Origin of the sequence: Actinomadura luteofluorescens (genome assembly GCF_013409365.1) — a bacterium.
Lineage (GTDB): Bacteria > Actinomycetota > Actinomycetes > Streptosporangiales > Streptosporangiaceae > Spirillospora > Spirillospora luteofluorescens.
This window is the reverse complement of record NZ_JACCBA010000001.1, coordinates 4,583,928-4,597,381: the sequence shown is the minus strand read 5'-3', so window position 1 is coordinate 4,597,381 and position 13,454 is coordinate 4,583,928. Positions and strand designations below refer to the sequence as shown.

Annotated in this window: 11 protein-coding genes; 9 read left to right on the top strand and 2 right to left on the bottom strand. The window is 72.1% G+C overall.

The annotated features are described in order from the left end of the window. Positions 1–174 precede the first annotated feature (174 nt). From BJY14_RS45410 to BJY14_RS21275, 5 genes are all read left to right on the top strand, one after another. A complete protein-coding gene (locus BJY14_RS45410) occupies positions 175–2,622 on the top strand; it encodes a DUF6049 family protein (RefSeq protein ID WP_179845244.1) in 2,448 nt (815 codons plus the stop codon). Positions 2,623–2,668: 46 nt separating this feature from the next. Beyond that, positions 2,669–4,333, top strand: coding sequence for a murein biosynthesis integral membrane protein MurJ (gene murJ / locus BJY14_RS21290; protein ID WP_258940351.1), 1,665 nt, complete (start codon positions 2,669–2,671; stop codon positions 4,331–4,333). A gap of 164 nt (positions 4,334–4,497) precedes the next feature. After that, entirely contained in the window at positions 4,498–6,108 is a 1,611-nt protein-coding gene (locus BJY14_RS21285) for a protein kinase family protein (protein WP_179845242.1), read from the top strand. Between the two features lie 171 nt (positions 6,109–6,279). Further along, on the top strand, positions 6,280–6,903 hold the full coding sequence (sigM, locus tag BJY14_RS21280) for an RNA polymerase sigma factor SigM (protein ID WP_179845241.1): 624 nt from the start codon (positions 6,280–6,282) through the stop codon (positions 6,901–6,903). Beyond that, positions 6,900–7,676 (top strand): anti-sigma factor family protein, encoded by a 777-nt coding sequence (locus BJY14_RS21275; RefSeq protein WP_179845240.1) that lies wholly within the window; start codon positions 6,900–6,902, stop codon positions 7,674–7,676. Before sigM ends, BJY14_RS21275 begins: the two co-directional genes overlap by 4 nt. Positions 7,677–8,085: 409 nt before the next feature. On the opposite strand, the gene BJY14_RS21270 is transcribed toward BJY14_RS21275, so the two are convergent. Further along, positions 8,086–8,658, bottom strand: coding sequence for a dienelactone hydrolase family protein (locus tag BJY14_RS21270; RefSeq protein ID WP_179845239.1), 573 nt, complete (start codon positions 8,656–8,658; stop codon positions 8,086–8,088). Between the two features lie 143 nt (positions 8,659–8,801). On the opposite strand from BJY14_RS21270, the gene trxB reads away from it, so the two are divergent. Together trxB and trxA are read left to right on the top strand one after the other, a co-directional pair. Continuing rightward, the gene (gene trxB, locus BJY14_RS21265; RefSeq protein WP_179845238.1) at positions 8,802–9,755 is read left to right on the top strand and encodes a thioredoxin-disulfide reductase; all 954 of its coding nucleotides are present in this window, start codon (positions 8,802–8,804) and stop codon (positions 9,753–9,755) included. Between the two features lie 105 nt (positions 9,756–9,860). Continuing rightward, positions 9,861–10,175, top strand: a complete 315-nt coding sequence (gene trxA, locus BJY14_RS21260; protein WP_179845237.1) for a thioredoxin — start codon at positions 9,861–9,863, stop codon at positions 10,173–10,175. Between the two features lie 94 nt (positions 10,176–10,269). Here trxA and BJY14_RS21255 read toward each other — a convergent pair whose 3' ends face one another. Next, positions 10,270–10,887: a GNAT family N-acetyltransferase gene (locus BJY14_RS21255; protein ID WP_179845236.1), complete on the bottom strand. Its 618-nt coding sequence runs from the start codon at positions 10,885–10,887 to the stop codon at positions 10,270–10,272. 260 nt (positions 10,888–11,147) lie between these two features. Here BJY14_RS21255 and BJY14_RS21250 point away from each other — a divergent pair, with 260 nt between their 5' ends. Beyond that, positions 11,148–12,380 carry an aminotransferase-like domain-containing protein gene (locus BJY14_RS21250; protein WP_179849526.1) on the top strand — a complete coding sequence of 411 codons (1,233 nt, stop codon included), beginning with the start codon at positions 11,148–11,150 and terminating at the stop codon, positions 12,378–12,380. Positions 12,381–12,403: 23 nt separating this feature from the next. After that, a complete protein-coding gene (locus BJY14_RS21245) occupies positions 12,404–13,348 on the top strand; it encodes a D-alanine--D-alanine ligase family protein (protein ID WP_179849525.1) in 945 nt (314 codons plus the stop codon). Positions 13,349–13,454 lie beyond the last annotated feature (106 nt).

Here is a 13,454-nt window from a genome sequence, read left to right as displayed (position 1 = left end):
CCCGCCCTGCGCGGCCCGGCGCGGCCCGGCAGGAGGGTGGCACCAGGCAACGCCATGAACACCGACGGACTACCATCGGGGCCGTGGTGCGGGAAAACGACGCCCGCCGTCCTCGGCCTGTCCTCGCGCCGCCGGACGGGTTCTGGACGGGCACGGCGTGAGGGCGGACGCGGCGTGAAAGCGGTCGGACGCGCGTTGGCGCTGGCCGCGCTGCTGCCCTGTCTCGCGATGGCGGCCTCCCCGGCCTTGGCGTCCCCCGCCGGGGCCCGGGCGCGGACCCCCGCGCAGGCTCCTGCCGGCGCCCCTGCGGCGGCCCAGGCGCGGGCACAGGTGGCGCTCGCGCTCACCAAGGTCACGCCGAAGACCCTCACCGCGAAGTCCAGGATCGAGATCTCCGGGGCGGCGCGGAACCGCACCGGCCACGCGCTCCCCGGCCTCACCCTGCGGCTGCGCTACAGCGCCCAGCCCTTGACCAGCCGGAGCCAGGTCGACCAGCTCGCGTCCGGGCAGCAGACCGCGCTGCCCAACGTCGCCCCGCAGCAGCAGTCGCTCGCGCAGGCGACCAGGCCGGGCGTGACCCAGGGCTGGAGCTTCCGGACCACCGCCCAGCAACTGGGCCTGCGCGCCCCCGCCGCCACCCCCGGCGTGTACCCGATGCGCGTCGAGGTGCTGAACTCCGCGCAGCAGGTCGTCGGCGGCATGACGACCTTCCTGACCCTGATGCCGAAGCAGCGGAGCTTCAAGCCGGTGGCGGTCGGCTGGGTCCTGCCGCTGATCGACCGGATGCACCGGGCCAACGACCGCACGTTCATCGACGACGACCTCACCAAGGAGCTGTCGCCCGGCGGGCGCCTCCACCGGCTCGTGGAGGCCGCCGCCACCACGAGCACGCCCGTCACGTGGGCGGTCGACCCGGCGCTGCTGGACGACGTGCAGCAGATGGCCTCGGGCGACTACTACGTCAAGCCGCCCGGAGCCCGCAAGGGCGTCCGGAAGGAGAAGAGCAAGGTCGCTGCGACGTGGCTGGCGTCGCTCAAGACCGCCACGAAGGGCGACCCCTACTTCGTCCTCCCCTATGGCGACCCCGACGTCACGGCCCTGGTCCGGCGCAAGACGACCCGCGACATCGGCGTCGCCTTCGACGCGCGCAACACCGGCTTCGTGTCGCAGATCTTCGGCCGCCAGCCCGACGCGCACGTCGCCTGGCCGGCGTCCGGCGTCGGCGGGCCCGGCACGCTCGAACAGCTCGCCAGGTACGCCCTGAAGGGCGGCGGTTCGTTCCTGATGAGCAGCTCGCAGTTCGAGAACCCCGCGACGGGCGCGCAGCCGAACGCGACCACCGCGCTCCAGACGCACCTGGGCGCCAAGAAGGCCCTCCTCTACGACCAGACGGTCACCCAGATACTCGACGAGGGGTCGCGGTCCGCCTCCCGGGCGCTGATGAGCGAGCAGCGCTTCCTCGCCGAGACCGCGATGATCGCGGCGGAGGCGCCGAGCGTCCAGCGCACCGTCGTCGTCGCGCCCGACCGGCTGTGGAGCCCCTCCGGGGGGCTCGCCAAGAACCTGCTCACCTACACCAAGGCCGCGTCCTGGATGCGCGAGACGCCGCTGCGCTCGATCGAGTCGGCCCAGCCGCAGGACCGCGCCTTCCACGGCTACTCCGACGACTACGAGAAGTACGAGCTGGGCGACGTCCACCTGGACCAGACCCGGGCCATCGCGAAGCGCGCGGCGACGTTCCAGGCCGTGATGACGGGCCCGGCGAAGATCTCCTACGAGCGCGCCGTGCTGCGGCTGGAGTCGGTCGGCTGGCGGACGTCGCCGAGCCGCGCCAAGCGGGCCCGCGAGGAGCTCGATGACGAGCTCAAGGACGACATGAACCGGGTCCGCGTCGTTCTCCCGAAGAACAGGCGCGTGCTGATGGGGGGCAGCTCCGGCAAGCTTCCCGTCCTGGTCGAGAACAGGCTGAGCGGCCAGTCGGTGAAGGTCCGGCTCGTGGTGACCTCGGAGAACTCCGCCAAGCTCAAGCTCGGAGGGCTGGAGCCCGACGACGCGGTGATCGAGCTCGGCCCCGGGGAGCGGGCCCAGCGGTGGATCCCGGCGCAGGCGGCCGGTAACGGCAACTTCGGCGTCCGCCTCGATCTGCAGATTCCCGGTACGAGCGGCCGGACGTACGGTGACGGCGAGACCATCACGGTCACCACGACCGGGTACGGGCGTCTCGCCCTGCTCATCACGGGCGGCGGACTTGCCGTACTCTTCGTGGGCGTCGGAGTGCGGGCCATCAGAGCGAGGCGCCGCCGGAAAGCGGAGGCAGCCGGTGACGGGTCGACCGGAATGGGATCGGCAGGGACAGGGGAACCAGGGGGCGGGCTCCCCGGGCCCGGGTTCCCAGGGCCCGGCATACCCTCCGCCGAATACTCCGGGGCGCCCGGGACAGGGCTACCCGGCACAGGGATACCCGCCGGGCCCGCCGCCCCAGGCTCCCCCGCCTCAGTGGCCCCCGCCCCAGGGCCCGCGCCCGCAGGCACCCGGCCCGAGGACCCCGCCGCAGTACCCGGCCCCGGCGCCGACGGGCCGGCCGCCGGGCGCGGCGAACCTCGCCGCCGAGACGGTGGTTGACATCCCCCTCCCCGGCGGAAGCGCGCCTGACGCCGACAGCACGGTCGTGGACACGCCCCCGCCCCAGGAGGGCAAGGGCTCGTCCGGGATCCTGAAGTCCGGCGCGATCATGGCGATCGGCACCCTCGCGTCCCGCGTCACCGGGTTCCTGCGCACCGCGGTCATCGTCGCCGCGCTCGGCACCGGGCTGGTCGCCAACGCCTACAACACCGCCAACACCATCCCCAACCAGATCTACGACCTGCTGCTCGGCGGCATCCTCACCAGCGTCATCGTCCCGCTGCTGGTGCGGGCCAAGCAGCGCGACCGGGTCGCGGGGGAGCAGTACGAGCAGCGCGTGTTCACCCTCGCGGTGATCGGGCTCGGCGTCCTCACCGTCGTGGCGGTGCTGCTCGCGCCGCTGTTCATCGACGTCCTCGCGGGCAGCTACACAGGCGACCAGCGTGCCGTCGCCGTCCTGTTCGCGCGGTTCTTCCTGCCGCAGCTGTTCTTCTACGGCGTCGGCGCGTTCGCCGGGGCCGTCCTCAACTCGCGCGGCAGCTTCGGCGCGCCGATGTGGGCGCCCGTCCTGAACAACATCGTCGTGATCGCGGTCGGCGGCGCGTTCCTCGCGATCACCACCGGGAAGGTCGACCCGTCCACCATCTCCGACCAGCAGCTCATGCTGCTGTCCGTCGGCACGACCGGCGGCATCGTCCTGCAGACGGTGGCGCTGTGGCCGTCGCTGCGGCGCGTCGGGTTCCGGTGGCGGCCCCGGCTCGACTTCCGCCGCGGCGAGCTCGGCGAGGTCGGGCGGATGGCCGGCTGGACGCTGCTGTACGTCGTCGCCACCCAGGTCGCCCTCGCCGTCGTCACCGCGCTGACGAACCGGGCGGGGAAGACCGCCTTCGACCAGGGGCTCGGCGAGGGCTACGGGTACACCCCGTACTTCAACGCCTACCAGCTCTTCCAGCTCCCCTACGCGATCGTCGGGGTGTCGGTGATCACCGCGCTGCTGCCGCGGATGAGCCGGTTCGCCGCCGAGGGCAAGACCGCCGACGTGCGCGCCGCCTTCTCCAGCGGGCTGCGGCTCTCCTCGGTGATCATCATGCCGGCGGCGGCGCTGATGCTGGTGCTCGGACCGGAGATCACCACCGTGCTGTTCGCGCATGGCAACGCCACGGCCGACGACGCCCTGGTGATCGCGCGGGTCATGCAGATGTTCGCCATCGCGCTCGTCCCGTTCTCGGTCTACCAGCTGATGCTGCGGGTCTTCTACGCCCACGGCGACACCCGGACGCCCGCCCTGGTCGGCCTGGTCGTCACCACCTGCAACATCATGATGGCGTTCACCGCCTACAACGTCCTCGACGTCAAGTGGATCGTGGTCGGCATCGCGGGCGGGTTCGCGATCACCAACCTGGTCGGGACGATCACTTGCTGGCTGGTGCTGCGCCGCAAGCTCGGCGGCATCGACGGCCGCCGCATCGTCGGCGGCCACCTCAAGCTCCTCGTCGCGATCTGGCCCCTGATCGGGTTCGCCTACGCCGCGCACACCGTCGCGGACGCGCTGGGCGGCACCGACACGATGCTGCCCGCGCTGGCGACCCTGGTGGCCGGGTCCGTCGGCGGCGGTCTGCTGTACGTGCTGTTCGCCAAGCTGATGCGCGTGGAGGAGATCCAGACGACCATCGCCACGTTCGCCCGCCGGCTGCCGGGGCGCGCAAAGTAAAAAAGGACGCGCGGCGATAAGGCGGCCACTCGCGCGAGTAACCACTACCATGTGGGGGACTACGGCTTGCGGGGCGACACCCTGGGGAACGCAAAGAGGAGGGTCGGAGGCGTAAGCTGCCACGCCACGAACATGGGATCTGACCACCTGTGCAGGACGTTGCCGTGAGCACGTCAGTCATCGAGCCCGGCACCCGTCTCGCCGGCCGCTACCGGCTCGAGGAGCGCATCAGCGACTCGGGCGGCTCGTCGCTCTGGAAGGCCATCGACGAGATCCTCGCGCGGGCGGTCGCCGTCCGCACCTTCGACCCCGAGTTCCCCCGGATCGCCGAGGCGGTCACGTCGGCGCGGTCCGCCAGCCGGCTGAACGACCCCCGGCTGACCCAGGTGTTCGACGCCGACGACTCGGGGGAGAGCGCCTACATCGTCAGCGAATGGGTCGCCGGCGAGCCCCTGGAGGGCATGCTCGCCAAGGCCCCGCTGGAGCCGGGCCGCGCCGCGACGCTGCTGTACGAGGCGTCCGAGGCGATCTCCGCCGCGCACGCCGCCGGGCTCTCGCATCTCTGCCTCACCCCCCGCGACCTGGTCTGGACGACCGGCGGCACCGTCAAGATCCTCGGTGTCGCCACCGACGCCGTCCTGTGCGACCGCGAGTCCGACGACGCCGCCGCCGAGGACGTCCGCGGCCTCGGCCGGATGCTGTACGCGGCGCTCACCGCCCACTGGCCCGGCGACGAGGAGGGCTCCGCCCTGCCCGCCGCACCGGCGTCCGACGGCGTCCCGCACGCGCCCCGCCAGGTCCAGGCCGGCATCTCGCATGCGATCGACGCGATCGTCTGCCGCTGCCTCGGCATCGGCTCGGGCGAACCGCTCGCGTCCCCGGCCGACCTGGCCAAGGCGTTGCGCGGCGTCCCGCGCACCCCGCTGCCGCTGTTCGCCGGGCTCGGCAACGCCCCGCCGGCGAACCCGCGCCAGACGCCGCCGAGGCGCCCCGCGCCGCCGCCGCAAGCGGCGACGCAGCAGCAGCACCGCCGGCCCGCGCCCGAACCCGCCGCGGCCTCGCACGTCCCGCCGCCGCGTACCCGGGCCCAGCAGCACGCCGCCCCGCCCCCGCCGCCGTCCACCTCCACCCGGACGACACCCGCGCACAGCCACGGCGGCCCCAAGCGTCCGGCCAACCGCGCCCTGATCGGCGTCGCCGCGGCCGCGCTGACCGTCATCGTGGGGCTCGGCGCCTGGGCGCTGTCCGGCCCCGGCGGCGACGACAAGCCCAAGGGCGGCGGCGCCACCGACAACGCGCAGACGAGCGCGCCGCCCAAACCGACGGTCGCCAAGCTCACCCCGCAGGGCATCTTCCAGGCCGAACGCCCCGCCGGCCCGGGCCACGGCGACGGCACGATCGGCAAGAACCTGCCGTCCGTCATCGACGGCAGGCCCAGCGGCGACTGGGAGACCCAGAGCTACTACGACGCCGACTTCGGCCGGTTGTCGAAGGGCCTCGGCGTCCTGCTCGACATGGGCAAGCCCGTCAAGGTCGCCAACGTGAAGATCTACGCCCCGGTGAGCGGCGGGGTGCTGCAGGTCCGCGTCGGCGACTCGAAGTCCCCGACCGACCTGAAGCGCGTCGGGGAGCAGACCCCGAACGGCGGCGAGGTCACCGTCGCCGCGAATCCGCAGGTCAGCGGCCGGTACGTGCTCGTCTGGTTCACCAAACTGCCCGGTGGGCCCTTCAAGGGGCGGCTCGGCGAGGTCGCCGTCTACGGGGCGGCCGGCTGATCACGTTCCGGCAGGGGGCCGATGTGAGCTGTGACGTGGAGCGGCGCATGTCTGTATCGTGCCTGTGAGCAGTTTGTCCCCTCGCCCCCAGGATCACGTGGTGCCTACCTCAGCAGCCGGTCGCGGATGCCCGGCGCCAACCGGGCGTCCCGAACGAGAAAGCGGTCGCTCATGACGTCGGTGAGCATGAGTCGCGTAGGCGAAGTGCCCGACAAGGAGCTCCTCGCCCGGCACGCCCAGGGGGATCCCCACGCCTTCGCCGAACTCGTGCACCGCCACCGCGACCGCATGTGGGCGGTCGCGCTGCGCACGCTCGGCGACCCGGAGGAGGCGGCGGACGCGCTGCAGGACGCGTGCCTCTCGGCGTTCCGCGCCGCCGGACGGTTCCGCGGCGACGCCGCCGTCACCACGTGGCTGCACCGCATCGTGGTGAACGCCTGCCTCGACCGCGTCCGGCGCAAGTCCGTCCGCCCCGCCACACCGATGGGCGACGACGCGACGTTCGACGCCGTCGCGCCCAAGATGCCCGACCCGACCGACGCGCACGGCGTCTCCCTCGACGTCCGCACCGCCCTGGAGCAGCTGCCGTACGAGCAGCGGGCGGCCCTCGTCCTCGTCGACATGATGGGCTACTCCGTCGACGACGCCGCGCAGGTCATGGAAGTCCCGCCTGGAACGATCAAGAGCCGGTGCGCGCGTGGCCGCGCCCGGCTCGCGCCCCTTCTCATCCACCACCGGAACCGACGGGAGTCCAGGAACGTCGGAGGTGTGGAAGGAGGTGGCATGCCCAAGTGAACCCCGCGCACCTTGACTACGACGTCTTGGCCGACCTGGCCGAGGGACTTCTCGAAGACGACGAAGCCGCCTCCGTCAACGCACACCTCGAAACCTGCGCCGATTGCCGTGACCTGTCCGCCGACCTCGCGGACGTCTCCCGGATCCTGGCGGAGGCCCCGGTGCCGTCCATGCCCGCCGAACTGGCCGAGCGCATCGACACCGCCATCGCGGCGGAATCGATGCACACCGCCACCGTGGCGAGCCTGGAGCAACGGCGCGGAAGGCGGCATTGGCGGATACTGTCGGCGGCCGCGGCGACGGTGGTCGTGCTCGGCGGCGGAGCGACGGTCAGCAAGATCGCGATGGACGGCGCGAGCAGCAGCGACAGCGCGGCGCGGCATCCGGCCCCGCACCGCTCACTGACCGATCCCGGTTCGGGCTCGGGGGTGCCGAAGGCGGCCCCCGGAGAACCGGCCCCCGCGTTCAAGGTCGCCCGGAGCGGCACCGACTACCGGTCGGGCACGCTGGGCGACCAGGTCGGCGGCGTCGTGACGGGCGGGCAGGAGATGCGCGCCGAGGGCGCCGCACCCGACGCCCGGCTCCGCGGCTGCGTCGCCGGCGTCGCGGGCGAGCAGTCGCTCCTGCTCGTCGACCAGGCGAAATACGAGGGACAGCCCGCGATCATCATCGCGGTGAACGGCGACCAGCCCGGCAAGCGCAACATCTGGGTCGTCGGACCTGACTGCTCCCCTCAGGCCCACCACCTGCTGAAGCAGCTGAAGAACGCCTGACCCGCCACGCCCTGACCTGGGCACCCGCACATCTGAAGGCCATGGGCGGCCGACCCCGTCCATGGCCTCTCACATGACGCCATGACCTCCCCGAGACGCCCTGTCCTCTATGTGACGCCCACTTCTTCGACGAAGTTCGCGGCGCGGCAGCGGCAGTCCCGGCCTCCACACCAGCACGGCAGGATCCACACCGAACCCCAAGCCGCCACACCACGTCCGCCATGTCGCGACGCCATGTCGCGTTCGTTGGGCACGACCGCTGTGCCCGACCCTCATCCAACGTCCGCCATGCCAGGTCGCGGCAGCCGTGTCGCGGCGTCAGGGTGTCCGTTGGGCGAGTTCGTTAGCCGCGTCCGCCGTATCCCGCCCGCCGTGCCGCGTCCGACAGGTCGTGTCCGTTGGGGCGGTGTTACAGGGAGGCGAGGAAGTCGAGGGCCGTCGCCCAGGCGCGCTCGGCGGCTTCGGCGTCGTAGTCGGGGAGGTCGGGGTCGGTGAACAGGTGGCCCGCGCCGCGGTAGCGGAACACCTCCACGTCGGCGCCCGCCTTGCGCATCTGCAGATACCAGGCGTTGAGCCAGTCGACGGGCTCCCAGGTGTCGGGGTCGGCGACGTGCAGCTGCACCGGGATGTCGGTGGACGCGTCCTCCGCGATGTCGGACGTGCCGTGCATCAGCAGCAGCCCGCCCGCCTTGTCGTCGGCGAACGCGAGGTTCTGGGCGATGGAGCCGCCGAGCGAGAAACCCGCGTAGACGAGCCCGCCCTCCCCGGTCAGCGGCGCGGCCGCCACGACGGCGCGGCGCAGCAGCTCGTCCCGCCCGATCTCGTCCTTGATCTCGAGTCCGGCCTCGGCCTCGTCGACGACGCGCCCGTCGTAGAGGTCGGGGGTGTGCACCTCGTGCCCGGCGGCGCGGAGCCGGTCGGCCGCCTGGTGCACCGCGGGCCGCAGCCCGTACATCGAGTGGAGGAGGAGAATGCGTGCCATGGGCCACAGCCTAGAGCGGCGCCGGGCCGCTGGTGGACGGCCCGGCGCCGCATGCCGGGGAATCATCGGGCCCTAGGATCGGTTGACGCGACTGTCGGGCCGGGTCGTGCGGCCCCGACGGCCAACGAGGAGAGGCAAGAACTGTGAGCGACGTCCGTAACGTCATCATCATCGGCTCCGGCCCCGCGGGTTACACGGCCGCCGTCTACGCGGCCCGCGGCGACCTGAAGCCCCTGGTGTTCGAGGGTTCGGTGACGGCCGGCGGTGCGCTGATGAACACCACCGACGTGGAGAACTTCCCCGGCTTCCCCGACGGGATCATGGGCCCCGACCTGATGGACAACCTGCGCAAGCAGGCCGAGCGCTTCGGCGCCGAGCTCATCACCGACGACGTCACCGAGGTCGACCTGACCGCCGACCCGAAGGTCGTCAAGGTCGGCGACGAGACCTACCTCGCCAAGACCGTGATCGTCGCGACCGGCTCCGGGTACCGCGAGCTGGGCCTGCCGGACGAGAAGCGGCTGTCCGGCCGCGGCGTCTCCTGGTGCGCCACCTGCGACGGCTTCTTCTTCCGCGAGCAGGACATCGCGGTCGTCGGCGGCGGCGACACCGCGATGGAGGAAGCGATCTTCCTGACCAAGTTCGCCCGCTCGGTGACCGTGGTCCACCGGCGCGACGAGCTGCGCGCGTCCAAGATCATGCAGGACCGGGCGTTCGCCAACGAGAAGATCAAGTTCCTGTGGGACAGCGAGGTCGCCGCGATCCACGGCGACGACCGGGTGACCGGCGTGACCGTCCGCAACACCAGGACCGGCGAGGAGTCCGCCCTGGAGATCACCGGACTGTTCATCGCGATCGGCCACGACCCGCGCAGCGACCTGTTCGCCGGCCAGCTGGAGACCGACACCGACGGCTACCTGCTGGTCGACGCCCCCACCACGCGGACGAAGATCCCCGGCGTGTTCGCCTGCGGCGACGTGGTCGACCACATCTACCGGCAGGCCATCACCGCCGCGGGCAGCGGCTGCTCGGCCGCCATCGACGCCGAGCGCTGGCTGCAGGACCGCGACGCCGCCGAGACCGTCCCGCAGGCCTGACCGGCCACGCGACGCCGGCCCGGCGCGGACGCCGGGCCGGTGGCATCGCGATGGCCGCACCGGGCGGGGGAGCGTCCCGCCCCACGCGAGAACCGAAGGAGACCGATGAAAGCCGTGACCGACGCCGACTTCGCGTCCGAGGTCCTGGAGAGCGACAAGCCCGTTCTCGTCGACTTCTGGGCGGAATGGTGCGGCCCCTGCCGGATGGTGGCGCCGATCCTGGAGGAGATCTCCAAGGAGCACGGCGGCAAGCTCCAGATCGTCAAGCTGAACATCGACGAGAACCCGCAGGTCCCGCAGCGGTACGGCGTCATGCAGATCCCGACGATGAACGTCTACAAGGGCGGAGAGGTCGTCAAGCAGATCATGGGCGCCAAGCCGAAGGCCGCCCTGCTGAGGGATCTCGCCGAGTTCATCTGAGCCTTCACGGACCGCCTCCCGTCTCCCGCGGCGAGCGCGAAAGCGTGGCCCGTACTTCGACCCGGAGTACGGGCCACGCGCCGTTCAGAGCGCCTCAGACGGGCCGCAGCGCCCCTTCCGGGGTCATGGAGCCCAGGAGCCGCTCCAGTGCCACCTCGACGTCCTCACGCCACGACAGCGCCGACTTCAACTCCAGCCGCAGCCGCGGATACCGGTGATGCGGCCGGACGGTCTTGAACCCGACCGACAGCAGGTAGTCGGCGGGCACCATGCACCCGCCCTCCTCGCCCTTCAGGTCGCCGAACGCCTCGATGGCCTTCACGGCGCGACGCGTCAGGTCCTTCGCGACCCCCTGGACGAGCATCCGGCCGATGCCACCCCCCGAGAACTCAGGCAGGATGTGCGCCGTCATCAGCAGCACCGCGTCCGCGCTCACCGGGCTCGTGGGGAACGCCACCGACCGCGGGACGTACAGCGGCGGCGCGTACATGACGAACCCCGCCGGGACGTCGTCCACGTAGACGATCTTGCCGCAGCTGCCCCACTCCAGGAGGGTCGAGGAGATCCACGCCTCCTTCTCCAGGCCGGCGTCACCGCTCTCGTGGGCGCGGTCCCGGCTCACCGGATCCAGCTCCCAGAACACGCAGCCGCGGCAGCGGTGCGGTAGATCATCGAGATTGTCCAGTGTGATGTTGACGAGACGACGCGACACCGGGTCGGCACCCCCTGCTGCGATCCTCGCCCGCCGGCCTGGGACCCGTGGCGGCGGAAGTTCCCGGCAACCCTCCGGGACCCGCGGGCATCGTATCGGACAGGAGTTTCCCCAAAGCCGCGGCACGCCACACCCGAAGGCCCCTTCGCGGCCGCCATGACGTAGTTTGCAGGGAAGCCGATCCACCTCGGAGGTGCCTCGTGGAACAGCACTCGCGTACAGACGCCTATGCCGATCGCTACGCCGCCCGTGCCGCCGGCATGGTGCCGTCGGAGATCCGGGCCCTGTTCGCGATGGTCGCCCGCCCCGAGGTGGTCTCGCTGGCGGGCGGCGCGCCCTACGTCTCCGCGCTCCCCCTCGACGCCGTCGGCCGGATGGTCGGCGAACTCGTCGCCGGCAAGGGCGCCGAGGCCCTCCAGTACGGCTCCGCCCAGGGCGACGAGCAGCTCCGCGAGCACATCTGCGAGGTCATGTCCCTGGAGGGCGTCCAGGCGTCCGCGGAGGACGTCGTCGTCACCGTCGGCGCGCAGCAGGCGCTCGACCTCATCACGAAGATCTTCGTCGATCCCGGCGACGTCGTCCTCGCGGAGGCCCCGTCCTACGTGGGCGCGCTCGGCACGTTCGCCGCCTACCAGGCCGACGTGGTGCACGTGCCGCTGGACGAGGGCGGCCTCGTCCCGTCGGCGCTGCGCGAGACCCTCGCCCGCCTCCGCGCCCAGGGACGCCGGGTCAAGTTCCTCTACACCGTCCCGACCTTCCAGAACCCCGCGGGCGTCACCCTCACCACCGCCCGCCGCGCCCAGATCCTGGAGATCTGCGCCGAGTACGACGTGCTGGTCATCGAGGACAACCCGTACGGGCTCCTCGGATTCGACGGCGAGCCCATGCGGGCCCTGCGCGCGGACGACGCCGAGCGCGTCATCTACCTCGGCTCGTTCTCCAAGACGATCGCCTCGGGGCTCCGCGTCGGCTGGGTGCTGGCGCCGCACGCGGTGCGGGCGAAGCTCGTGCTGGCCGCCGAGTCCGCGATCCTGTGCCCGTCGAACTTCTCGCAGCTCGCCGTCCGCGAGTACCTCGCGACGCAGCCGTGGCGGGAGCAGATCAAGGACTTCCGGGAGCTGTACCGGACGCGCCGTGACGCGCTGCTGGAGTCCCTTGACCAGCTCATGCCGGACGGCTGCACCTGGACGCGCCCCGCCGGCGGCTTCTTCGTCTGGCTCACCCTCCCCGAGGGCCTCGACGCCAAGGCGATGGCCCCCCGCGCGATCGCCGAGCGCGTCGCCTACGTCCCCGGCACCGGCTTCTACGCCGACGGCACGGGCCACCGGCACATGCGCCTGTCGTACTGCTTCCCCGAGCCGCACCGGATCCGCGAGGGCGTCCGCCGGCTCGCCGGCGTGGTGGAACAGGAGATCCGTCTCCGGGACACTTTCGGGAGCACCACCGGCGGTTCGTCCACCGGCGTCCAGACGCCGGGCCCGGGCATCGTCTGACTGTTTCACGTGAAACGAGGGGCATCTTGGAACTCGGGCATGTCGTCGTCCTGGCCGGGGGGCTCTCCTACGAGCGGGAGGTCTCGCTCCGCTCCGGCCGGCGCGTCACCGACGCGCTGCGCGCCCGCGACATCCCGGTCGAACTCCGCGACGCGGATGCGACACTCCTGGACTCCCTGACCGACGACCCGCCGGACGTCGTCTTCCCCGTCCTGCACGGCGCGGCGGGGGAGGACGGCTCGATCCGCGACGTCCTCGAACTGCTGGACGTCCCCTACGTCGGCGCCCGCCCGGACGCATGTCGTGTCGTCTGGGACAAGCCGACCGCCAAGTCCGTCGTGCGACGCGCCGGCCTGCGGACGCCCGACTCCGTCGCCCTGCCGAAGGAGGTCTTCCACGACCTCGGCGCGGCGTCCGTCCTGGACCAGATCGTCCGCGGCCTCGGCCTCCCCCTGTTCGTGAAACCGACCCGCGGCGGCTCGGCCCTCGGCGCGTCGGTCGTCCACGAGGCGTCCGAACTGTCCGCCGCCATGGTCGGCTGCTTCGCCTACGGCGACGCCGCTCTCGTCGAGCGACACGTCAGCGGCACGGAGGTCGCGGTCAGCGTCATCGAACGCGACGGCGCCCCGATCGCCCTGCCCGCCGTCGAGATCGTCGCCCCCGGCGGCCGCTACGACTACACGGCCCGCTACGACGCCGGCGACACCGAGTTCATCACCCCGGCCCGCCTCACCCCCGAGGCGACCGCCCGCGCCGCCGCAGCCGCCATCACCGCCCACCGCGCCCTGGGCCTGCGCGACCTCTCCCGCACCGACCTCATCGTCTCCCCCGACGGCGAGGTCCACTTCCTGGAGGTCAACGTCGCCCCCGGCATGACGGAGACAAGCCTCCTCCCCCGAGCCATCAGCGTCGCCGACCTGGACCTGGGCGAAGTCTGCGAATCCCTCCTCCAACGCCACCTCCGCTGACGACCACCCCCACGCACCCGCTGGGATCCACGAAAGCCCCCCAGGGCAGCGACCGTCGTTCAGCCGAACACACCACCCGCCACAACCGCTCCACGGTCACGCAATA